The 22,700-nt window shown below is 73.7% G+C and carries 16 protein-coding genes; 11 read left to right on the top strand and 5 right to left on the bottom strand.

Annotation, left to right across the window (positions count from 1 at the left end; genetic code table 11):
- Position 1: 1 nt before the first annotated feature.
- Positions 2–1,984 (bottom strand): sugar phosphate isomerase/epimerase and 4-hydroxyphenylpyruvate domain-containing protein, encoded by a 1,983-nt coding sequence (locus tag DEI92_RS16800; RefSeq protein ID WP_258370062.1) that lies wholly within the window; start codon positions 1,982–1,984, stop codon positions 2–4.
- A 320-nt stretch (positions 1,985–2,304) separates the two neighbouring features.
- On the opposite strand from DEI92_RS16800, the gene DEI92_RS04495 reads away from it, so the two are divergent.
- Complete coding sequence (locus DEI92_RS04495) at positions 2,305–3,561, top strand: NAD(P)/FAD-dependent oxidoreductase (protein WP_111012527.1); 1,257 nt, start codon at positions 2,305–2,307, stop codon at positions 3,559–3,561.
- 19 nt (positions 3,562–3,580) lie between these two features.
- Here DEI92_RS04495 and DEI92_RS04490 read toward each other — a convergent pair whose 3' ends face one another.
- Positions 3,581–4,456, bottom strand: a complete 876-nt coding sequence (locus DEI92_RS04490; protein WP_111012526.1) for a UbiA family prenyltransferase — start codon at positions 4,454–4,456, stop codon at positions 3,581–3,583.
- A 134-nt stretch (positions 4,457–4,590) separates the two neighbouring features.
- On the opposite strand from DEI92_RS04490, the gene DEI92_RS04485 reads away from it, so the two are divergent.
- The 3 genes from DEI92_RS04485 to DEI92_RS04475 are packed head-to-tail and all read left to right on the top strand — an operon-like array spanning position 4,591 to position 7,312.
- The gene (locus DEI92_RS04485) at positions 4,591–5,664 is read left to right on the top strand and encodes a heavy metal-binding domain-containing protein (RefSeq protein ID WP_111012525.1); all 1,074 of its coding nucleotides are present in this window, start codon (positions 4,591–4,593) and stop codon (positions 5,662–5,664) included.
- On the top strand, positions 5,661–6,485 hold the full coding sequence (locus DEI92_RS04480; protein ID WP_111012524.1) for a heavy metal-binding domain-containing protein: 825 nt from the start codon (positions 5,661–5,663) through the stop codon (positions 6,483–6,485). The genes DEI92_RS04485 and DEI92_RS04480 overlap by 4 nt, the downstream gene beginning before the upstream one ends.
- Positions 6,482–7,312, top strand: coding sequence for a hypothetical protein (locus tag DEI92_RS04475; protein ID WP_111012523.1), 831 nt, complete (start codon positions 6,482–6,484; stop codon positions 7,310–7,312). The genes DEI92_RS04480 and DEI92_RS04475 overlap by 4 nt, the downstream gene beginning before the upstream one ends.
- A 21-nt stretch (positions 7,313–7,333) precedes the next feature.
- On the opposite strand, the gene DEI92_RS04470 is transcribed toward DEI92_RS04475, so the two are convergent.
- The gene (locus tag DEI92_RS04470; protein ID WP_111012522.1) at positions 7,334–8,554 is read right to left on the bottom strand and encodes a toxic anion resistance protein; all 1,221 of its coding nucleotides are present in this window, start codon (positions 8,552–8,554) and stop codon (positions 7,334–7,336) included.
- Between the two features lie 181 nt (positions 8,555–8,735).
- Entirely contained in the window at positions 8,736–10,934 is a 2,199-nt protein-coding gene (locus DEI92_RS04465; RefSeq protein WP_181434644.1) for a glycoside hydrolase family 36 protein, read from the bottom strand.
- A gap of 279 nt (positions 10,935–11,213) precedes the next feature.
- Between DEI92_RS04465 and DEI92_RS04460 the strand changes: the two genes are divergently transcribed.
- From DEI92_RS04460 to DEI92_RS04440, 5 genes are all read left to right on the top strand, one after another.
- Positions 11,214–12,563, top strand: a complete 1,350-nt coding sequence (locus DEI92_RS04460; protein WP_111008770.1) for a sugar ABC transporter substrate-binding protein — start codon at positions 11,214–11,216, stop codon at positions 12,561–12,563.
- Positions 12,550–13,521, top strand: coding sequence for a carbohydrate ABC transporter permease (locus DEI92_RS04455; protein ID WP_258370061.1), 972 nt, complete (start codon positions 12,550–12,552; stop codon positions 13,519–13,521). Before DEI92_RS04460 ends, DEI92_RS04455 begins: the two co-directional genes overlap by 14 nt.
- Positions 13,518–14,483 (top strand): carbohydrate ABC transporter permease, encoded by a 966-nt coding sequence (locus DEI92_RS04450; RefSeq protein ID WP_258370060.1) that lies wholly within the window; start codon positions 13,518–13,520, stop codon positions 14,481–14,483. Before DEI92_RS04455 ends, DEI92_RS04450 begins: the two co-directional genes overlap by 4 nt.
- Positions 14,484–14,514: 31 nt before the next feature.
- On the top strand, positions 14,515–15,543 hold the full coding sequence (locus DEI92_RS04445) for a LacI family DNA-binding transcriptional regulator (protein WP_111012520.1): 1,029 nt from the start codon (positions 14,515–14,517) through the stop codon (positions 15,541–15,543).
- A gap of 133 nt (positions 15,544–15,676) precedes the next feature.
- Complete coding sequence (locus DEI92_RS04440) at positions 15,677–18,334, top strand: phosphoenolpyruvate carboxylase (RefSeq protein ID WP_111012519.1); 2,658 nt, start codon at positions 15,677–15,679, stop codon at positions 18,332–18,334.
- 91 nt (positions 18,335–18,425) lie between these two features.
- Here the strand turns inward: DEI92_RS04440 and DEI92_RS04435 are convergent, their stop codons facing one another.
- Positions 18,426–19,733, bottom strand: coding sequence for a PP2C family protein-serine/threonine phosphatase (locus DEI92_RS04435; protein ID WP_181434643.1), 1,308 nt, complete (start codon positions 19,731–19,733; stop codon positions 18,426–18,428).
- Between the two features lie 197 nt (positions 19,734–19,930).
- On the opposite strand from DEI92_RS04435, the gene DEI92_RS04430 reads away from it, so the two are divergent.
- Together DEI92_RS04430 and DEI92_RS04425 are read left to right on the top strand one after the other, a co-directional pair.
- Complete coding sequence (locus tag DEI92_RS04430) at positions 19,931–21,502, top strand: protease pro-enzyme activation domain-containing protein (protein ID WP_111012517.1); 1,572 nt, start codon at positions 19,931–19,933, stop codon at positions 21,500–21,502.
- Between the two features lie 89 nt (positions 21,503–21,591).
- The gene (locus DEI92_RS04425; RefSeq protein ID WP_111012516.1) at positions 21,592–22,683 is read left to right on the top strand and encodes a hypothetical protein; all 1,092 of its coding nucleotides are present in this window, start codon (positions 21,592–21,594) and stop codon (positions 22,681–22,683) included.
- The last annotated feature ends 17 nt before the right edge of the window (positions 22,684–22,700 follow it).

Genomic DNA, 22,700 nt, shown 5'->3' with positions numbered 1-22,700 from the left:
GTTACGCGCGACGTGTCCGCCGCGCGACCCCGCGGCGGTCGACCCCGCGGCGCTGTCCGTGGTGCTCGACCATCGCCGCGACGACCGCCGCGTCGCCGACCCCGGAGCCGTCGTACCCGCCCCGCCGCTCGACGACCTCGAACACGACGCCACCGAGCGGTTCGACCACGGCGTGCAGGTACGTCCCGGATGCGTCCACGTCCACGAGCACGGCGGCGTCCCGGAGCCGCGTCACCGTGACCTCGTCCAGGCCGGTCCGCGCGGCGAGGTCGTCGTGGTAGTTCGGCGGCGTCGGCAGGAACCGCACCCCGGAGTCCCGCATCCGGGTCACCGTGCCCACCACGTCCGCGCTGGCGAGCGCGACGAGTGTCGGTGACGGCGCGTCGGACGAGGGCGCTGGCGTCGTCACCGCGATCCGGACGGTCGGACCGGACGTCGTCGTCGCCCCGGTCGTGAAGAGCCGCCGTCGCGCCAACCCGTCCGTCCTCGGGGCGTCCGCCGCCACGGGACCGTCCACCCCGAGCACGGCCCGCAGGAAGCCGGTCGTCTCGTCCGTGCGGTCCCACGGCACGGTGATCCCGACCAGGTCCACACCGAGCAGGTTCGACGCCGCCGCGGACGCCCGTTCGCCGGTCGGTGCGAAGTCCCGGGACCAGGACGGTGTCCCGTCCGCGCTGCGGCCACCGAACGCCACGCCGGTGCCCTCCGGGGTGGGCACCACGTACTCGTCGGTCCCCTCCGGCACGGACCCGTGGGGCAGCACCGGCGCCCCGAGCGCCCGGGCCCGCGTCGCTGCCGCCGCCGCGTCCGCCACCCCGAGGCCGACCGCCGCGACCCGCGCGGCCAGCCCGGCCTGCGCGCCGTCGACGACGACCCGGAGGCCGCCCGCCTCGAACAACTCCGTCCGACCGGTCCGGTGCCGCCCCACGCACGCGAGACCGGCGCGGCGGAGCAGCGCGACGAGCGCTCCCTCCGCGTCCGGCGCGAGCACGACGTGGGTCGTGACCGGCTCCGGGACGGCGGGCAGGGCGTCCAGACCGTGCGCTGACCATCCGACCGCCGCGGGCCGGGAGGCCCGACCCGGCTCCTCGGCGCCGCGCCCGGTGTCGCCCCGTTCGTCCATGTCGGGCCGCGGGTCCGCGTCCACGCGGTCCCGGTCGGCCGCCGACCGCAGGACCCGCGTCGCGTCCTCGAGTGCCCGCAGCGACCGGCGCGCCGCCCGCGCCGTCACCGTCGGGTCGGTCTGCCGGTACACGTCGTTGAACACCTCGAGCGACAGCGTCCCCGCGAACCCGCTGTCGAGCACGTGCGACAGGAACCCGGCCAGGTCCCAGTCGCCCTCGCCCGGGAACAGCCGATGGTGCCGGCTCCAGCGCAACACGTCCATGTCGAGCACCGGGGCGTCCGCCACCTGGCACGACATGATCCGCTCACCGGGGATCTCCGCGATCGTGCCGAGGTCCGTGCCGCGGGCCAGGATGTGGAAGCTGTCGAGACAGATGCCGAGCGCCGGGTGGTCGACCTCGCGGACGATCCGCCAGGCGTGGTCGTAGGTCGACACGTTCCGGCCCCAGGCGAGCGCCTCGTACGCGACCGTCACCCCGTTCCGCTCCGCGAGCTCCGCCAACGCCCCGAGCTGGTCCACCGCCAGGGCGTCGTCGTCCGACACGGCCGTCGCGACGTTGGAACACAGCAGCATCGTGGAGATCCCGAGCCGGTGCATGAGGGCGAACCGCTGCTCCGCGCGCCGCAGGTTCGCACGGAACACGTCGTCCGGCACCTGCTCGAGGTCCCGGAACGGCTGGTAGACGTCGAGCTCGAGACCGAGGTCACGCGCGCGTGCGGCGACCTGCTCCGGACGCAGCCACCCCGTCACGAGGTCCTGCTCGAACAACTCGACGCCTCGGAACCCGGCGGCGCTCACTGCCTCGAGCTTCTCCTCGAGCCCGCCACCGAGGCTCACCGTCGCGATCGCGGCCCTCACGACCGGACCTCCGCGGGGACGTGCACGGACCGGGGCGGCACCGCGGCGCCCGCACGCACGCGCGCCGAGGGAGGCGGCACGGCCGTGGGCAGCACGGAAGGGGCGTGCGTCGTCATCTGGTGCTCCCGTTCGGGTTCGGGGCGTGTGGGGACGGGTCGAGCGACGCTGCTCGTGTCCGGACCGGACCCGCTGCCGGATTCGGGGTCCGGACGGGTCGAAGGCGAGCATGGTCTGCCCGTGTGGCTGAAGATAGCCCGTCCGGACCACCGAGGTAAAGCGGCCCGGCACGGCCGTGCGGTCCCGTCACTAGGCTCGGCGACATGTCGCAGGAGCGCACGGACGTCCTCGTCGTCGGCGGCGGTCCGGTCGGCCTCTTGCTCGCCGCGCTCCTGGCGCAGGCCGGCGTCGACGTCGCGGTGTGGGAACGGCGCGCCGGAGCGCCGTCCGGCTCCCGCGCGATCGGGATCCACCCGCCGTCGCTCGACGCGCTCGCCGCGGTCGGCGCGACGGCACCGGTGCTCGCGGAGGCGGCGCGGGTGGACCGCGGAACGGCGCGGAACGGGGGGCGTCCGATCGGCTCGCTGTCGTTCGCCCGAGCGTCGTCGACCCATCCGTTCGTCGCGACCCTCGACCAGCACCGCACGGAGGCGATCCTCCGGGAGCGTCTCGCGGCCCTCGCCCCGGGATCGCTCCGCACGGGCACGACACTCACCGCACTCGAACGACGGCGGGACCGCGTCACCGCGCAGGGGAACGGCCCGGAGGGGCCCGTCACGCTGACCGCACGGTTCGTCGTCGGAGCGGACGGCGCCCGGAGCGTCGTCCGCGACCGCATCGGGGTCCGCAGCCACGGGCGGGACTACCAGGATCGGTACGTCATGGGCGACTTCGCGGACGCCGAACCCCCGTGCTCCGGTCGCGGCGGCTCGGGCCCGTCGCCCGAGACCACCGCACTCGTCGACGTCGGTCGGCACGGGGTCGTCGAGTCGTTCCCGCTGCCCGGCGGTCGCCGCCGGTACGTCGTGCTCCGCTCGGACCCCGCGGACCGGCACGCGCTGGACGGCGCGTCACTGGATCGGGACGCGCGCGCGCCGGGCCGGCCGCTCGACCCGGACGACCCCGACCCCCGCGCCGCCGCACACCTGGCGCGGACGATCCGGGAGCGCACCGGCACCGAGGCGGACCCGGAGACCTGCACCATGCTCAGTCCGTTCCGGGTGCGTCGCCGCACCGCCGAGCGGGTCGGGGTGGGCCGGGTCGTGCTCGTCGGCGACGCCGCCCACGAGATCAGTCCGATCGGCGGGCAGGGCATGAACCTGGGATGGCTCGACGCGGCCGCGCTCGCACCGATCCTCGCCCAGGCCGTGGCCACCGGCAGCGCCGGCCCATGGCCCGAGTACGCGCGGCACCGACAGGCCGCGGCGCGTCGGGCCGCGCGGCAGGCCGAGCTGAACATGGCGCTCGGGCGACCGGCTGCGGGCCCCGCGCTCGCGGTCCGGGAGGCCCTGCTCCGGACGCTCCTGGCCCTGCCGACCGCGGACGCCCTGGCCCGCGTCTACGCCATGCGGTGGGCCTGAGGACGAGGTCCCAGGCGGGTCACGCCGCGAGTCGTGCGCCGGAGAGCGCCAGCTGCACCACGACCACGAGCGACGCGATGATGACGAGGCGGAACAGCGTGCGCGTCGGGGGACCGGTGAGCACGAGGCGGATGCCCACCGCGGCGAGGACGACCACCGTGACCGCGCCCGCGACCGCCAGGGCGAGGGCCGGACCCCGCGCGGGGTCGTCGCCGGTCGTCTGTCCGACGAGCACGAGCCCGTCCGCCACGACGAGCGCGGCGAACGCCAGGACGCCCGACGCGTGCAGCCCCAGACGATGCGGGAATCCCCGGACCCCGGTGGCGGCGTCGTCGACGAGGTCCGGCAGCACGTTCGTGCAGTGGATCGCGACGCCGAACACCGCGCCGGTGGCGATCGCCCAGGGCGCCGGCCACACCGCTGGCATCCCGCCGGGCCCGAGGCCGCTGTCGGCGGACACCGCCACGACCGGCAGCAGCCCGAACGCGACGACGAACGGGGCGACGGACCACACGCGGCGCTTCAGTCCGGCGTCGTACGCCCACCCCGCGGCGACGAGGACGAGGTGCGCGGCACCCGCGACCAGTCCGAGCGGTACGGACAGCAGCACCGCGGCGACGGCGGTGCCGATCGCCGCGCGGCGGACCGTCGTGACGGGCACGAGCCCGCGCGCGACGGGCTTGTCGCTGCGGCCGACGGCACGGTCGCGGTCGGCGTCGATCCAGTCGTTCGCCAGGCCGATCGACAGCTGGCCCGCGAACACCGCGAGCGCGACGAGGAGCACGCTCCACACCGGGTGTCCGACGGCGACGGCGATCACCGTTGCGAGCACGGTCACGGCCACGGTCGGACCCGGGTGCGACGCGGCGAGGAGCAGACGCACCCGGGAGGTCACGGCGCCAGCCTACGGACTGCCCGGAACCTGAGCGTTCTCGCCGTTCCCAGCGCGCCCCGCGCCTGGCATGCTGACGGGGTCTCCCGTGTCCGCGCGCCGTCCGCGCGCCGAATCGGGCCGACGGAGGGGAACGCATGGACGGCTGGGCCGGGGGGCTGCCGCCCGCAGCGCACGACCGCATCGAACGCCAGCGGTCGAGCGGCGTGGCCGGGTCGTTGCTGTCCGCCGCCGGCGCGGCCGCGATCCGCGCGGTCGACCTCGCGCCGGTCGGCGAGGTCTTCGGGTGCGTGGTCGAGCAGCTCGCCTACGCCGGTGGCGGATGTGGCATCTGGTCGTCGGGGCTGAACATCCCGTTCGGCGGCGGGTACTCGGCCTTCCCCAACGGTTCCGGCACGGCGACCCTCGGACGCTCGGGACCGTTCGGCTCGGGCGGCTTCGGGTCCGGACCCTTCGCCTCGGGTCCGTTCGCGTCCCAGCCCGGCGGGTACGTCCCGTGGACCTCGCCCGTCCTCACCACGGGGAGCGACGGCCGGAACGCCGGCTTCGGCTCCTACGTCCACGCCGTGCAGGAGGCCTGGCACGGGGCGCTCGACCGGATGATCGCCGAGGCTGCGGCCCTCGGCGCCGACGGTGTCGTCGGTGTCCGCATCCGGCGCACGCGGCTGGAGACCGCGACCCACGAGTTCACGGCGACCGGCACCGCCGTGCGCACGCTCGACGCCTCGGTCTCGCCGCACGCGCGGTCGGCACGCGACGTCTGGGCGGCCGGGTCGACCGCCGAGGAGGTCGCGGCCCTCATCCGCTCGGGCTGGGTCCCACGCGGGATGGCGTTCGGCGTCTCCATCGCCACGAAGCACGAGGACCCGCTCCTCAAGTCACAGCGGAGCGTCTGGTCGGGCAACGTCGAGATCGAGGGCCTCACCGAACTCGTGAACGCCGCCCGTCACGACGCCCGGGTGCAGCTCACCCGTCGCGCCGCACCGCTGAACGGCTCGGACATCGTCATCACCGGCAGCAGCCTCGGTGAGTTCGACACCCCGTGCGGCGAGGAGGCCGACCTCCACGCCGAAGCGACGTTCACCGGCACCGTCATCGCGCCGGGGCCCATGCACGCGTTCCGCGACCACTCCGCGACCGCCGCCGCCCGGCGCGACGTCACGACCGTGATCCCGCTCCGCGACACCACGAGAGGAACCACCCGCCGATGAGCACCACCGGACCCGACCTGTCCCGCGTCCCGCTCCCCGCCGACGCCACCGCGCGCCTCGACGAGGGACGGCGCCGCCTGTTCACGTCGGACCTGTCGGTCAACGAGTTCCTGCTCGTGCGGCAGGCCGGGTTCCGTCCGGTCGGCCTCGTCCTCGGCTCGAGCGTCTACCACGTCGGGATCCAGACCGGACGCTGGAGCAAGAACATGGAGCTCGACAAGCTCAGCCAGGCGATGTACCACGCCCGGGAGCTCGCCATGACGCGCATGGAGGCCGAGGCGGACCGACTCGGTGCCGACGGCATCGTCGGTGTCCGGCTCGAGATCGAGTTCAAGGAGTACGGCAACGACCTCGCCGAGTTCGTCGCGGTCGGCACCGCCGTCGTCGCGGACGCCCCGCCGCCCACGGGCAAGTTGCGCAACACCCGGGGCCTGCCGTTCACGTCGGACCTGTCCGGGCAGGACTTCTGGACCCTCATCCAGGCCGGGTACGCGCCCCAGGGCCTCGTCATGGGCACGTGTGTCTACCACATCGCGCACCGCGGCATGATGGCGTCGCTCGGCACGATCGGCCAGAACACCGAGATCCCGCAGTACACCGAGGCCCTCTACGACGCGCGGGAGCTCGCGATGGGCCGGATGCAGACCGAGGCCGAGTACCTCGACGCGGAGGGCATCGTCGGCGTGCAGCTCCTGTCGCTGCCGCACCGGTGGGGCGGCCACACGACGGAGTTCTTCGCGATCGGCACCGCGGTCCGGCCCCTGCGCGAGGACCACGTCATCGCCACGCCGGGGCTCGTGCTGCCGCTCACCGACCGATGACCGTGTCGCTCCCGGTGCCCCTGCCGTCCGCGGACGAGCCGCAGGCGCTCGTCGAGGCGCTCGCGGTGAACGCCGCGCGCGCGCTCGGCCCCGCGGCCGACGCGGCGCTCTCGGTCGAGCGCGACCGGTCGCTCGGCGATCGCCTCGCCGGGCGTCCCGGGACGGTGACCGCCCTCCGGCTCGAGGGCGTCGACGCGCGCATGACGTTGCGCCTCGAGCGGCACCGACTCACGGGGGAGGCCGCGCAGGTCTCGGGCGGCGTCGTCATCGCGCGTCGGGCGATGCCGCTCGGCGCATGGCTCCAGGCGTTCGCGGGCGAGGTCGCCGCGGTGGCCGCGGACGCCGCCGGCGACGCGGCCGTGGCCGCACGGGCGCTCGCAGCCCTCGGTGTCGCCCCGGCCGCCGACGTCGTGCGCGTCGACCCGTCGGACGTCGCCGGCGGTCTGCTCCCGCTCCGCGCGGCCGTCGCCGGACGCGTGCCCGAGCCGGCCGCCGCGATCGTCGACCGGATCGCCACGGCCCTCCAGGAGGCCCTGCCGCGCGTCACCGGCACCGGCGAACCCGAGGTCGTGGTCACCCGGACGGCGACCGACTACCTGCCCGAGACGCTGCGGGCGTACCTCGCGCTCCCGGCGGAGTGGGCGGCGCACCACCGGCTGTCCGACGGCCGGACCCCGGCCGAGGCGCTCGTCCAGCAGCTCACCGCGCTCGAGCAGGCGGCCACCCAGATGCGCGACGCGGCCGTCGAACGCGACGCCGACGCCCTCCTCGTCAACGGGCGCTTCCTCGACGACCGGTTCCGGACCTCCCGGCTCGACCTGCCCTAGCCGCCCGGCCTGCCACGCGCGTCAGGCGGTCCGGCTCGCGTCCTCGGCGTGGGAACGAGCGAGCGCTCCGCGGGCACGCTCGACCTGCGCGCCCAGCGCGTCCACCGTCGTCGCCATGGACTGCACGGCACCCGCTCGGTAGGCGTCGATCGCGTCCATCGTCGCGAACACCTGGTCGAACGCGTGCTGGAGGGTCTCGACGCTGACCCCGGACGACGTCGCCTGCTCGTGCACGGCCGCGGTCTGCTGCCGGAGCAGGTCGCTCGTCCGGCCGATCATCGCGTCGGTCGCCGAGTTGAGCGCGGCGACCTGTTCGAGGACGAGCCGCTGCTGCCCGAGCGCCTGCGCGACGACGATGGCCGTGCGGAGCGCGGCGACGGTGGTCGTCCGTGCGCGGTCGACGCCGCGGATGAGCTCGAGGTTGTTCTTGCGGATGAGGTCGAGCGCCAGGTACCCCTGCACGGACACGGCGATCTGCGTCGCGAGGTCCTGCCGCCGCTGCCGCACGGGGAACAGCGCGTCGGCGACCAGCGCGTCCGCCGCGCGGCCGTCCGAGGCCCGGAGCGCCTCGGCCTTCGCGCTGATCGCGTCGTCGAGGGCGGCCGCCAGCGTCGCGTACTCCGCGAGTCGTCCCATCGTGGCCCACAGCTCCGCCCGCTCCTGCTCGATGGCGGCGTTGTCCCGGCGCAACGAGTCCTGACCGGACACGAGCGCCGTGATGATCGCGTCGAGCTGCTGCTGCGCGGACTCGTACTTGTGGAAGTACCGGGCGATCCGGTTCGCGCCCGGCAACCGACCGAGCAGGCGGCGGGCGCCGGTCAACTCGGCGCGCGCGGGGTCGAGGTCCGTGACGGTCTCGCGGAGGTCCTGCAGCGGCCGGGCCACCGCCGCCTGCGGATCACCCGCCGGGCCCTGGCCCTTCGCGGCGGCGAGCGACGTGGCGGGCCGCTCGAGCATGCGGCTCGACACCTGCGACGCCGACCGGATGTCCTGTTCGCCCATCCGTACGAGGTCGTCGACCCGTTTCGTGAACTCGGGGCTGCCGGGCTGCTCAGCGGCGAGTGCATCGGCGAAGGCGCGGGCCTTGTCCTGCAGTTCCGACCGCTTGTCGGCGGGGACGGCCACCATGCCGACGGCCTGGTCCGGCTCCACCTCGGGCACGGCGGCCGGCGGCGTGAGCTGGAGCTCCTGCCCGGTGGGCTCCGGCGGGGTCAGCGGTGCGTCGAGGTCGAGTTCGGACATGCGGTGTTCCCCCTCCGGCGACCGGCCGTCGGCGCCCGCGCCCAGCGTAGGGCCGGCGGCGTGGTGTGCGCCGGACGGCTCCCTGAGAAGACGGTCATCGTCCAGGGCCGACGGGCGCAGCGGGATCCGGGCGCGGCGGCCCGCTCCTGGTGGGGCGGCGCGCCGCCGCGGCCGTTCCTCCTCAGACCGTCAACCGGTACATCCGCGCCTGCGCGTTCCCCGCCTCGGTGCCGATCGTCAGCCCGGTGGTGGTGGGCGTGACGGACCAGGGCGCGCCGACCCCGGTGGGCGGGTAGACCTGCTCGACGGTCGGCACGCTGCCACCCAGGTGCGGCAGGGCGAGCTCGACGTCGCCGGCCGCGGCCGGGAGGCGCCACACCACCAGGAGCGTCTCGTCACCGGCGTCGAACGCGACCGACAACCACTGGTCGTCCCACGTCGGCAGCCCGGTCGGGAACCGGGGGACCGCGCGGGCGAGGGTGTGCTTGGTGGCCTGGTGGGCCTCCACGGCGGCACCGACCAGGGCGAGCTGGTCGTCGTCCATGCCGCTGAGCACGCCCGCGAGGTACAGGCGACCGGCGAGCCCGGCACCCATCGCGAACACGATCTCCTCGTCCGACATCGTCGGCTGCGGGTACGCCCAGTTGCCCGCCTGCTCGGGCAGCACGTGTGCGAGGGCCCCGACGGCGATCGCCGGGTACAGGAGCGGGTCCTGCTGGTCCGAGGTGGACTGCAGTTGCAGGGTGCCGAGCATCGCGGGATCCGAGCGCATGGCCCCGGATCCGCAGTTCTCGATGACCAGGTCCGGGTGGCGGTCGAGCACGTCGCCGAGCCACGCCAGCAGCGCCCGGTCGTGTTCGAGCAGGCCCTGGCCCGCGGACTCGGCGCCGACGTCCGTGCCGGCGCCGGGCGTGACGTTGTAGTCGAACTTGAAGTAGCCGATGCCGAACTCGGCGATGAGCCGGTCGACCGCCTCGTCGAGGTGTGCGCGTGCCGCCGGGGAGCGCATGTCGAGGAAGTACCGCTGGTGCTCGCGGATCCGATCGCCGTGCCGTCGGAGGAACGCCTCGTCGGGGAGCGTCTCGGCCGCGGTGCTCGTGACGCCGACCACCTCGGGTTCGAGCCAGACCCCGGGCACCATGCCACGGTCCCGGATGTGGTCGACGACCGCGCCGAAGCCGTCCGGGAACCGCAGGGTGGACGGCCGCCAGTCGCCGACGCTCGCCCACCATCCGGCGGAGTCGTCGTACCAGCCGGCGTCGATGCAGAAGTACTCGGCACCGGCCCGCGCTGCCGCGTCGACGAGCGGCAGGAGCTTCGCCGTGGTCGGGTCGCCCTCGAGCGTGTTCATGTAGTCGTTGAACACCACGGGCAGCGTGTCACCGACGGGGTGCGGTCGTCGGACCGCGCGTCGATGTGTGGCGAGGTTCCCGAGGGCGTCCTCGAACGACGCCGCGACGGTCACGGTGACGGGCACGGTCGTGAACGTCACGTCGGGCGTCAGGGTGAGCGACCACTGGTGGTCGGCGTCCTCGGGACCGAGCAGTGCGACGTAGGCACCGTCGTGGGAGCGGTCGCCCTTCGGTGGTCCGTACGGCTCCGGCGCGCGGACCCGGTCCTCGATCGGCACCGCGCCCCGGTTCCAGTCGGGGTCCTCGCCGACCTCCCAGTGCCAGGCGCCGTTGTGCTCGATCTGCCACGCGAGCGTTCGGCCGGTGCTCCGGGCGACGGCGGCACCCGCGGGGTTGTACAGGCCGGACGACCACGTCGAGGTGCTCGTGGCGGCGATGCGGTTCCGGCTCGTCTCGCCGCGCGCCTCGGGGTCGATGGACGGCAGACCGGGCGCGCGGAGCGGGGTGGGCGCCCACCGGTTCTCGGCGGACCACCCGGTGCGCGCCGACCAGATGTCGAGGTCGTCGATGTCCTCGGAGACCACGGCCCCGGTGGCGAGACTCGTGACCGCCCAGAGCGTGAGGGGAGCCGCGCCGTCACGGAGCGACACGGTCGTCGCGGTGCGGACGGCGGGCGCTCCGCCGACGAGCTCGAACCGCGAGGTCACGACGAGCCCGTCGGGGTGCTCCTGGCGGATCTCGAGGCACTCGCGCCCGGGCCGTCCGTCGGTCGCGGGCTCGGTCGTCGCGACGTGCGTGACGTACCGGAGGCCCGCACCGAGTTCGGTGCCGTCGAACCGGTAGCTGTTGTTCCGCCGCCCGTACCGGGGCGCGAGCACCTCGACGAGGGGCTGCGTGGGCAGCAGGTCGTCCTGGATCCCCGGCGCCGGAGCGGCCGGACCCGCCAGTGACACGAGCCGGACCGGCCCGTCCTCGTCGGCGGCGAACGTCAGGGTGAGGGATGAGGGTTCCCAGGAGAAGTGCGTCACGGTGCTTCCTCGCATCGGTCGGACGGGTCGGTCAGCGGCGACCGTAGCACCGCGACAACGGTTTTGGTAACGTTTACATTCGTTATCATCCCGTTACCGAACGCGCTTGACCGGCTTCCCGGCCGCCGGACATGATCGTCCCCACGTTCCGGAGCCGAGCAGCCCGGGACCCACATCCGGCCCAGGCGGACACCCCGTCCGCGGGGCTCCATCGGCGGTGGCGCCGGTGGTCCGTCGGCGTGCCCGCCGGCGGTCTCGTCAGGACTCGAGGAGGCGTCCGTGAACGATCAGAAAGCCCAGCCCGGAGACGACGGACGGCTCTCGCGCCGTGGGTTCGTCGGCATGGGCGCGGCCATCGCGGGCGGGGCCCTGCTGTCCCCCCTCGCCGCCGCCGGCGTGCCGTCCGGCGCCGCCGAGGCCGCCGTCCCGAAGAACGTGAAGGCCGACCTCGTCCTGTCGACGTGGGACATCGCCGCGGACCTCGTCACGTACGCGAAGTTCGCCGCGGCGTACAAGAAGACGCACCCCGGGGTGAACATCAAGATCCAGAAGACGCCCGGCGGCGACTTCAACCAGTGGTTCACGACACAGCTCAGCGGTGGGAGCGCGCCCGACATCGTCCGCGTGACGTGGCAGTCGTTCGGCCGGTACGCCGAGAACGGCGGCCTCATCGACCTGTCGAAGTGGGTCCCCGCGCGGTACGGCAAGGGGTTCCAGAAGAGCTTCTGGCAGGCGTCGCTGCTCGACGGCAAGCCGCACGCGATCCCGCAACACACCGACACGTTCGCGACCTACTACCGCAAGGACGTCTTCGCGGCGATCGGCGAGCAGCCCCCGGCGAGCATCGGGCAGGCGTGGTCGCTGTCCGAGTTCCACGACCTGCTCGTCAAGGTCAAGAAGCAGACCGGCAAGTACGGCATGGTCTACGGCTTCGGCGGTCCGAACACGGCCTACCGCTGGCTCCCGTTCCTCTACATGATGGGCGGCCGGTTGCTCGACAACGACCTGAAGAAGCCGATGATCAACACCAAGAAGGGCATCGCCGCGCTCGACTGGTTCCAGGGCCTGTACAACGACGGCCTCATCCCGAAGTCGAACACGATCAAGGCCTCGAACGACGCCTCGACGCTCAACAGCTTCACGACCGGTCAGGTCGGCGTCATGCTCTACGGCGACTGGCTCATGGGGGACGTCGGCAAGGGCCTCGATCAATCGAAGTGGGACGTCACGTACATGCCGAAGGGCAAGAAGGCCGCGTCCGACCTCGGCGGGAACCTGCTCGGCGTCTCGAAGTCGTCGAAGCACCCCGACGTCGCCGCCGACTTCATCAAGTTCGTCTGCAACCAGGCGAACATGGAGTACTTCTGCGAGAACGACCTGTTCCTGCCGATCCGCACCGCGCTCGACGCCGACTCGCTGCACTTCAGGTCCAACAACGACCAGATGAAGACGTTCGTGGAGCAGGTCGCCACGATCCCGACGAACATGGCGAAGATCGAGACGAGCCCGCAGTTCAACCAGATCAACGAGGTGCTCGCCGACCAGCTCGACCTCTGCTTCATCGGGACGCAGACCCCGAAGGAGACGGCGAAGAACATCTCGGACGGGATCAGCCGTGTCGTCGGCTAGCGAGGTCGCCGCGCGCGGGGTGGTCGGGTCGGTCGACGTGCGGCCGTCGTCCCGCACCGGTGGGCGGCCGCCGCGTCGGGGCGGGCGGCGTCGCGTCCCGGTCGCCGTGCCGTGGACCTTCGTCGCCCCGTCGCTGCTCCTCTTCGTCGTGTTCGCGTTCGGACCGATCATCGTGTCCGTCGTGCTGTCGTTCCAGGACGTGCAGACGTTCGGCGGCGGGAGCTGGATCGGTGGGAAGAACTACGCCGACATCCCGAGCGACCCGGTGTTCTGGACGAGCGTGTGGAACACCGTCGTGTTCACGCTCGGCACGGTGCCGACGTCGGCAGCGATCGGGCTGCTGCTCGCCGTGCTCCTCAACCGCAGGCTCCCCGGCCGCGGCGTCATCCGCAGCCTGTACTTCCTGCCGATGGTCGTGTCCGGCGTGGCCGTGTCGCTCGTCATGGCGTGGATCTTCAACGCCGACAACGGGATCGCGAACGCCGCGCTCCAGGCGCTCGGGCTCCCGCGGATCACCTGGTTGTCGTCGCCGCACTGGGCCATGGCCACGGTCATCCTCACGGTGGTCTGGGGACGGATCGGGTTCTGCATGGTGACCTACCTGGCGGCGTTGCAGAACATCAACCCGAGCGTGCTCGAGGCGGCGAGCGTCGACGGTGCCGGCAGCGGCAAGCGCTTCTCGAACATCGTCTGGCCGCTGCTGCGACCGACGACCTACATCCTCGTCGTGCTCAACGTGGTCTTCTCGATCCAGGCGTTCGACGTCATCTACGTGCTCACCGGCGGTGGTCCCGGGTTCTCGACGACCGTGCTCGTGCAGTACATCTTCCGGGCCGCGTTCACGCAGGGGACGATGGGGTACGCGTCCGCCGTCGGCGTGCTCCTCGTGCTGACGCTGCTCCTGCTGACACTGGTGCGGAACGTCCTCGCGCGCCGCACCGAGGAGGACCAGGCATGAGCACCTCGACATCGCGTCCCGTCGAGCGGGTCGGCAGCTCCACCGCCGTTCCCGCCCGTGCCGTCGGACGCTCCACGGCCGGTCGTCCGGGAGGCACGGCACGCGTCGTGCGCACCCGTCCCGACCGCCGCGTACCGATCCAGGACCGGATGACCCCCGCGCGGTGGGTCATCTGGGCGGCGATGGTCCTCGGGGGACTCGTCATGGTGTTCCCGGTCTACTGGGTGTTCGTCACCGCGATCAGCCCGGGCGGCCTCGCCCAGACGTCGGGGTTCTCGCTGTGGCCGCATCGGGTCGACCTCGGGGTGTTCGCCAAGGCGTTCGCGGACCAGCCGGTGCTGACGTGGCTGGTCAACTCGGTGGTCATCGCGGTCGCCGGGGTCGTCATCTCGGTGTTCATCAGCGTGCTCGCCGGGTACGCGTTCGCGAAGTTCTCGTTCCGCGGACGGAACCTGCTGTTCGGCGCGATGCTCGTGACGATCATGGTGCCGATCCAGGTGGTCATGGTGCCCGAGTTCGTCATCATCTCGAAGCTCGGACTCGTGGGCACCCCGTGGGCCGTGATCCTGCCCTCGGCGGCACAGGCCGTCTCGATCTTCATGGCCCGGCAGTACATCCAGGCGATCCCGACCGAGCTCATCGAAGCGGCTCGGGTCGACGGCGCGGGGGAGTTCCGCACCTTCCGGACCGTCGTGCTGCCGGCGTGCGGCCCGCTCGTCGCGGTCCTGACGATCCTGACGTTCGTGTGGCGGTGGAACGACTTCGTCTGGCCGCTCGTCGCCCTGCAGAAGCCGGAGAGCTACACGATCTCCGTGGGCTTGTCCTCGCTGAACGGGTCCTACTCGCACCCGTGGGACGAGATCATGGCGATCACGCTCATCTCGATGATCCCCGTGATGATCGTGTTCTTCGTCTTCCAGCGGCAGTTCGTGCAGGGCATCGCGGAGTCCGGCATCAAGTGACCGGCGCGTGATGTGGGGATAGCATCGTCCGATGGTCGAGCGTCCGCCCCGCGCGCCGGGTATCGCGGACGTCGCCCGGATGGCCGGCGTCTCGGTCGCGACCGTCTCCCGCGTCCTCAACGACCCGGGGGTCGTGAGCGAGCGGCGTCGGACCGCCGTGCAGGACGCCATCGTCCGACTGGGCTACCGGCCGAACGAGGCGGCCCGCGCGCTCAAGTCGGGTCGCCAGAAGATGATCGGCGTCATCACCGGGAACACGACCCGGTACGGGTTCGCCTCGGTGCTCCGGGGCATCGAGGAGGCCGCGCGTGAGGGCGACTTCCTCGTCACGATCACGGTCGTCGAGAACGGGGACCCCGACCAGGTCCGGTCCGCGGTCGAGCTCGTGCTGTCCCAGCCGTTGTCCGGGATCATCGGCATCGAGTTCGACGAGTTCGTGACGGCGGCACTGGCGCGGATCCCCGCGACCATGCCGACCGCCACCGCGGCGATGGTCGGCACGAACCGGTCGGGCCTGCCCTACGCATGGCTCGACGACGAACTCGGTGCGCGACTGGCGACCGAGCACCTGCTCGCGCTCGGTCACCGCACGGTCCACCATCTCGCCGTCGACTACCCGAACGACATCGGGCACGGCCGGACGTACGGGTACCTGGCCGAGCTCGCCGCCCGCGACGCGCCGGTGCCGCCCGTGGTCGCCACGGACTGGGCCCCGATGAGCGCCCGGGCCGCCGCGATCGAGCAGCTCCCGGACGACGCGACCGCCGTGTTCTGCTTCAACGACGAGGTCGCGATGGGCGTGCTCCGGGCGATGGCGGACCAGGGCCGCGCCGTCCCCGGCGACGTCAGCGTGGTCGGGTTCGACGATATGCCCCTCGCCGAGGTGTGGACGCCCGGGCTCACCACCGTCCGGATGGACTTCGCCGGGCTGGGCCGCGCCGCGTTCGAGGTCCTGCGCGCGACGATGGCGGGTGCCCCGCCCCCGACAGCGCGGGCGATCCGGCCCTCCCTCGTGGTCCGCGGCTCGTCGGGCGCACCCCGCGCCGCCGCGCGACCGTGACGCGTTCGACGGTCTCCGCTCGGACGCTCCCGCCGGGCCGACCCGGGCCTCCCGGCGTCACGCGAATCGCGCCCGGCGAGCACGATGTGGTACTCACGTGTGTGCACCCCGCCCACCCCTCGGAGGAACGACGATGACCACGATCGACGGCACGGCCCGCCACGACCGGCCACGCGACGACGTCCGGGGCGAGGTCGACGACGACCTGCGCGGCGACGTCAGCTTCCTCGGGAACCTGCTCGGGCGGGTGCTCCGCGAGACCGGCGGCGAAGCCCTGTTCGCCGACGTGGAGGCCCTGCGCGCCGCCGTGATCGACGCGTACGAGGGCACGGACGACCGGGCCATCGACCGGGCGCAGGAGATCGTCGAGGGCTTCGACCAGGACCGCGCGGAGCAGGTCGCCCGGGCCTTCACGTGTTACTTCCACCTCAGCAACCTCGCCGAGGAGCACCACCGCGTCCGCGTCCTCCGACGCCGTGGTGACGTGGGGGGCACGCCGGGGGACTCGATCGCGGCGACCCTCGCCGGACTGCGTGACGCACTCGGCGAGGACGAGGCCGCCGCCCGCCTGGCGGCCCTCCGGTTCCACCCGGTGCTCACGGCGCACCCGACCGAGGCCCGACGCCGAGCCGTGGCCACGACGATCCGCCGGATCAGCGACCTGCTCGACGCACGGGACGCCGTCCGGAACGCCGTCGACGGTGCCGAGAACGCCCGCCGCCTGCTCGAGGAGGTCGAGACGCTCTGGCGTACCTCGCCCCTCCGGACCACGCGTCCCACCCCGCTCGACGAGGTCCGCACGGCGATGAGCGTCTTCGACCAGACGCTGTTCGAGATCGTGCCGGCGGTGTACCGGCTGCTCGACGACCGCCTCCTCGGCGACGACGCCGGGCGCCGTCCGGTGGCCGCCCCGGCGTTCATCCGCCTCGGCAGCTGGATCGGCGGCGACCGCGACGGCAACCCCCACGTCACCGCCGAGGTCACGCTCGAGGCGGCCCGGATCCAGTCCGAGCACGTGCTGCTCGGGCTGACCCGCGCCGCGACCCGGATCGCCGACGCGCTGACCCTCGACGACGGCGGCACCCCGCCCACGGCCGACCTCACCGCGCTCGACGACGCCCAGCAGGCGCTCGACGCCGAGGTCGCCGCCCGCATCGCGGTCCGCGCGCCGCAGGAGGTCCACCGCCGCGTGCTCCTGTTCGTCGCGGCCCGCATCGACGCGACCCGGCGCGAGAACGTCCCGCTCGCGTACGCCTCGCCCGAGGACCTGCTCGCCGACCTCCGGACCGTCCAGGGCTCGCTCGCCGCCGCCGGCGCCGAGCGCGCGGCCCACGGCGAGCTCCAGAACCTGATCTGGCAGGTGGAGACCTTCGGCTTCCACCTCGCGGAGCTCGAGGTCCGGCAGCACTCGCAGGTGCATCGAACCGCCCTCGCCGAGGTCCGCGCCGGCGTCGAGCACAGCCCGATGACGGACGAGGTGCTCGCGGTGTTCCGGGCGATCGCGTCCCTGCAGGCGCGGTACGGCGTGCGCGCCGCGTGCCGGTACGTCATCTCGTTCACGCAGTCGTCCCAGGACATCGCCACGGTGTTCGAGCTCGCCGAGGCCGCACTCGGGTCCGCCGAGGCCGCGCCGGTGCTCGACGTCGTCCCGCTCTTCGAGACCTTCGCCGACCTCGACGCGAGCACGCGGATCCTCGACGAGGCCGTCCGCCTGCCCGCGGTCGAACGCCGACTCGCCGCGACCGGGCGCCGGCTCGAGGTGATGCTCGGGTACTCCGACTCGTCGAAGGACGTTGGTCCGGTGTCGGCGACGTTCGCGCTGTACGACGCCCAGGCCCGGATCGCCGCGTGGGCTGCCGACCACGACATCGAGCTGACGCTGTTCCACGGCCGGGGCGGTGCGCTCGGCCGCGGCGGCGGTCCGGCGAACGAGGCCGTGCTCGCGCAGCCGCCGGGCTCGGTCGACGGCCGACTCAAGATCACCGAGCAGGGTGAGGTCATCTTCGCCCAGTACGGCGACAAGACGATCGGCGCGCGGCACCTCGAGCAGATGGCCGCTGCGACCCTGCAGGCGTCCGCGCCCTCGAACGAGTCCGTGACCGCCGCGGCCGCCGATCGCTTCGCGGACGTCGCCGCCACGATGGACCGCGCATCGCGCGCGGCCTTCTTCGACCTCGTCAAGGCGGACGGGTTCGCGCCGTGGTTCGCCACCGTCACGCCGATGGAGGAGATCGGGCTCCTCGCGCTCGGATCCCGGCCGGCCCGTCGCGGCTTGTCGGTCGAGTCCCTCGAGGACCTCCGCGCCATCCCGTGGGTGTTCTCGTGGACCCAGGCGCGCATCAACCTGGCCGGCTGGTACGGCCTCGGGTCGGCGCTGGCCGCGGTCGGCGACGTCGAGCTGCTGCAGGACGCCTACCGGTCCTGGCCGCTGTTCTCGGCGATGATCAAGAACGTCGAGATGTCCCTGGCGAAGACCGACGAGGCGATCGCGAACCGGTACCTCGCGCTCGGCGACCGTCCGGACCTCGCCCGCATGGTCCTCGACGAGATGGCTCTGACGCGCGCCTGGGTGCTCCGGACGAGCGGCTCGTCGGACGTCCTCGAGGACCGGCCCGTCCTGAGCCGCGCCGTCCGCCTGCGGAGCCCGTACGTCGACGCCCTGTCGCTCCTGCAACTCCGGGCGCTCCGTGGCATCCGGACCGCGAGCGACGGCGACCCGCAGGACGCCGACCACCGACTGCTGCTCCTCACCGTGAACGGCGTGGCCGCCGGTCTGCAGAACACGGGTTGATCCCGTCGTCCCGACGGCGGACGGGAGGCACGGGGGATCGCGGTCCCCGTGCCTCCCGTCGTCTCCGTGGAGGCGTCCCTCCCGGGCGGGATCAGACGCCGACGGTGATCGCGCTGGTCGGCACGGCGGCCGCGGCGGTCGCGACGGGTTCACGCCGGAGCGCCACGACCGTGACGTCGTCGTCGTGCCCCGCGGTGCGGGCCATCGCGACGAGGGCCTCGACCACGGCGCCCGGCCGCGGATCCCGGCGGGCGATCGCGGCGACCTGGTCGATCGTGTCGAGTCCACCGCCGAACAGGTCGAGCACGCCGTCGCTGAAGGTGACGAGGACGTCCCCGGGCGCGATGGCGATCTCCATCGTCTGCCAGGCGTCGTCGATCCCGAGACCGATCGGCAGGTGCGCGGTGGTCAGGCGCTCGTGGGTCCCGTCCTCGCGGACGACGATCGACAGGCCGTGTCCGGCGTCCGCCCAGCGGAGGACGTCCCCGCTGAACCGGGCGTGGAAGAGCGTCGTGAAGGCCGTCGACTCGCCTCGGTCCGCGACGTCGGTCGAGAGCCCTTCCGAGGCACGCACGATCGCGGCCGCGGGGTCGGGATCACGCCGGGAGCTGCGGACCACAGCCCGCACGGCCGCGGCGATGAGCCCGGCGCCGACGCCCTTGCCCATGACGTCGCCCAGGGTGATCGCGATGCCCTCGTCCGTGCGGTACCAGTCGAAGAAGTCGCCGCCGACCGTGGCCGAGGGCAGACAGGTCCCCGCGACGGAGTAGCCGGGCAGCGAGCAGAGGGGCTGGGGGAGGAGCGAGCGTTGCACCGCGGCGGCGCGGTCGATCTCGTCCGTGACGGCTGCCTCGCGCTCAGCGGCGAGGCGCAGCTGCGTCGCGTGCTGCCGGGCGAACTCGTTGACGACGAGCGCCACGGTCGTGTAGACGACGAGCACGACGACGAGGCGGATGAGCTCGGTGACCCGGCCGCTGCCGCTGATCCCGAAGACGAACGGCGTGAGGATCACGACCGCGGTGCCGAGCATCGCGTAGAGGACGTGCCGTCGGCCGTCGGTGGCGGCGAACCACACGACGGGCAGGACCACGAGGGCGGTGAAGATCGACGCCGACGAGCCCGTCGCCCATCGGAGGACGCCGAGCGCCACGAAGTCGACCGCGGGCACGAGGAGCGCGAGGGCACCGAGCCGCTCGCTGCGCGCGGTCACCACGCTCGCCCAGAGCGTGGCGATCGCGGTGAGCACCAGGCTCACCGCGAGTCCGGTGTGGTCCGACACGGCGAGCTGCGGGACGGCGACCGAGAGCACCGCCGCCAGGGCGACCAGCACCGCGATCGGTGCCTGCTTGAGGAACGGTGTCACCGAGTACCGGTGGATGAACCGACGCACGCTGGTCATGGGGGGGGTGCCTCCGGTCCGCGTCCACGAGAGTGATCGTGACGACGATAGGTGTCGCGGCTCCCGCTTCCCACCCCCAGAACGGGCACGCCGGCGGATGGGCGCCACGCCGGAGCGGGTCGCCGCTGAGCGGTCCTCGGCGTGCATGCGCCGTCCGGGACACGGGCGACGTCATGGGTGCGGAGTAGACCGGTGCCATGACCGACAGCTCGAAGGACCCGCAGCTCGTTCCGCTCGCCGGCAGCGAGCGTCCGTCCGCCCCCGGCGTCCGCGCCGCGGCGGCCCTCCCGCCCGACTCCCCGGTCCAGGCGACCGTGGTGGTGCGGCGCGCGAACCCCGTCGCGCCGCTCGACGGAACCGCCGTCCCGATGGACCGCGCCGCGTTCGTCAGTGCGCACGGGGCGACCGAGGCCGACCTCGACCTCGTCCGCACCACGCTGGAGGCCCTCGACCTGACCGTCCTCAGCGCCGACCCCGCCACGCGTCACGTGCGCGTCGAGGGGACGACCGCGGCGATGGGCCGGGCGTTCGGCACGGACCTCGAGACCGTCACGAGCGACGCGCCCGGCGGTGGCAGTGCCCAGCACCGGCACCGGTCGGGGGGCCTGAGCGTCCCCGCGGCACTCGACGGCGTCGTCGTGGCGGTGCTCGGCCTCGACGACCGCCCGCAGGCGCGGACGCAGTTCCGTTCCGTGCCCGCCGCCGCCCGCGCGACCAGCTACTCGCCCGTCGAGCTCGGCACCGCGTACGCGTTCCCGCCCGACACCGACGGCTCCGGCCAGACGGTGGCGATCATCGAACTCGGCGGGGGGTACGTGCAGTCCGACCTCGACACCTACTTCTCCGGTCTCGGCGTGGGCTCCCCGTCGGTGACCGCCGTGGGTGTCGACGGCGCCGAGAACGTCCCGGGTGGGGATCCGAACGGCGCGGACGGCGAGGTCATGCTCGACGTCGAGGTGGTGGGGGCGCTGGCTCCCGGAGCGGCGATCGTCGTGTACTTCGCCCCGAACACCGACGCCGGCTTCGTCGACGCCGTGGCCGCCGCGGCGCACGCGACTCCGACCCCGACGGCCATGAGCATCAGCTGGGGACAGAGCGAGGACGCCTGGACCGCCCAGGCCCGCTCCGCGCTCGACGACGCCGTGGTCGACGCGGTGTCCCTCGGGGTCACCGTGACCGCGGCCGCGGGCGACAACGGCAGCACCGACGGGCAGTCGGACGGCGGGCAGCACGTGGACTTCCCGGCGTCGAGCCCGCACGTCCTCGCCTGTGGCGGGACCCGGCTCGAGGCCTCGGGCACGACGATCACCTTCGAGACCGTGTGGAACGACGGCGCGAGCGGTGGCGCCACGGGCGGTGGGGTCAGCGATGCGTTCCCGCTGCCGGCCTGGCAGCAGGGCGTCGGCGTGCCGGGCACCGCCGAGTCGTCGGGCGGCCGAGGCGTCCCCGACGTCGCCGCGGTCGCCGATCCCCAGACCGGGTACGAGGTCCTCGTCGACGGCAACCGCACCGTCATCGGCGGCACGAGCGCGGTCGCTCCGCTGTGGGCCGCGCTGATCGCCCGGATCGTCCAGTCGACCGGGCGGCCGCTCGGGCTCGCGCAGCCGGTGCTGTACAGCGCGGCGTCGACCTTCCGCGACGTCACGTCGGGGTCGAACGGCGCCTTCGCGGCGGCTCCCGGGTGGGACGCCTGCACCGGGCTCGGCTCCCCGGACGGCGCTGCATTGCTCGGAGCCGTGGCCGCGGGCAGCGGTGGCGCCGGCGCGTGACGTCTCCGGACGACACCGCGGCCCCGCTCGGAACGCGACACACCGCCGATCATCCGGGTTCCTCCGCTCCTCCTGCCTACGATTCGGCCATGGAGACCCAGTCCGGAGCACGTCCCGCCCTCGTCGACCCGTTCGGCCGCGAGGTCGAGGCGTGGCTCCGGGACGTGCCGGCGGTCCACGCCCCGTACGTCCCGGACCTCGTCGTGCCGCCGGTGACCGGGCCTGTCGCACTCCCCACCGAGACCGACACGGCGGCCGCTCCGGACGCGGGCGGCACGGACGCGGGCGGTCCGGAGACGGCGGCCGAACCCGTCGCCGCTGCGGCCGTCGTCGCCGAGCCCGTGCGGGCACTCGACGTCGCTCCGCTGGACGACCCGGCACCCGCCACGCTCGTGGACCCCGCGCCCGCCGCCTTCCGCCGTGATCGCGGACGGCACGCCTCCGCCTGCGCCCCGACGTTCCCCGAGCCCCCGGCCCGGATCTCGCTCCGGATCGGGGACCTCGCCGTCGAGCTCGCGACCGCGACCGGCCGGAGCACCGTGGAGCGCATCTCCCTGCTCGAGGAAGAACTGCGCCGCCGCGACGAGGACCGCGCGCGCTTCGCCGCATGGGAGGCCCGGATCGCCCGGTCCTCCGACCCCGAGGTCGCCGCCGCCCGGGCCTGGGCCACCGAGGTCTTCGCGGACCTCCTCGCCGCCGCCGTGGTCGCCCGACCAGCCCGCACCGCCGTCTCGACCCGGGCCACCACCACGCCGGCCCGGGGCGACGCACTCCCCGCCCTGCAGTCCGTCCTCGCCGACGCCCTCGACCGCGAGGACGTCGACGTCGAGTCCGCCAGCGCGCCGGTCGCTCCGGTGGCCGCGGTGACGCGTCCGACGCCGCTCGTGCCGCCCGCCACGGGCCCGAGCGCGATCGACCACGAGGCCTTCGTCGCCGCGTTGCGCGCCCACACGGGTGCCGACGCCGGTGCGGCGACCGCGTTCCCGCTCGGTCCGGTCCGGTCCGGGTCCGTCGCCGCGGTCGAGGCATCGGCCGAGCCGCTCGCGGGCATCGACACCGACGAGCACCGTTCCGACGTGGCGGCACCGGGGGAGCCCGTGCCGTCCGACGTCGCGGCGACCACGCCGAGCTGGTGGGCACGCGTCGTCGCCCGCGTGCTGCGGGTCCTCCGCCGCGCCTGACGTGCCGCTGGGGGCTG

Origin of the sequence: Curtobacterium sp. MCBD17_034 (genome assembly GCF_003234515.1) — a bacterium.
In the GTDB taxonomy this organism is placed as follows: domain Bacteria; phylum Actinomycetota; class Actinomycetes; order Actinomycetales; family Microbacteriaceae; genus Curtobacterium.
This window is presented reverse-complemented; position numbering and strand designations above follow the sequence as displayed.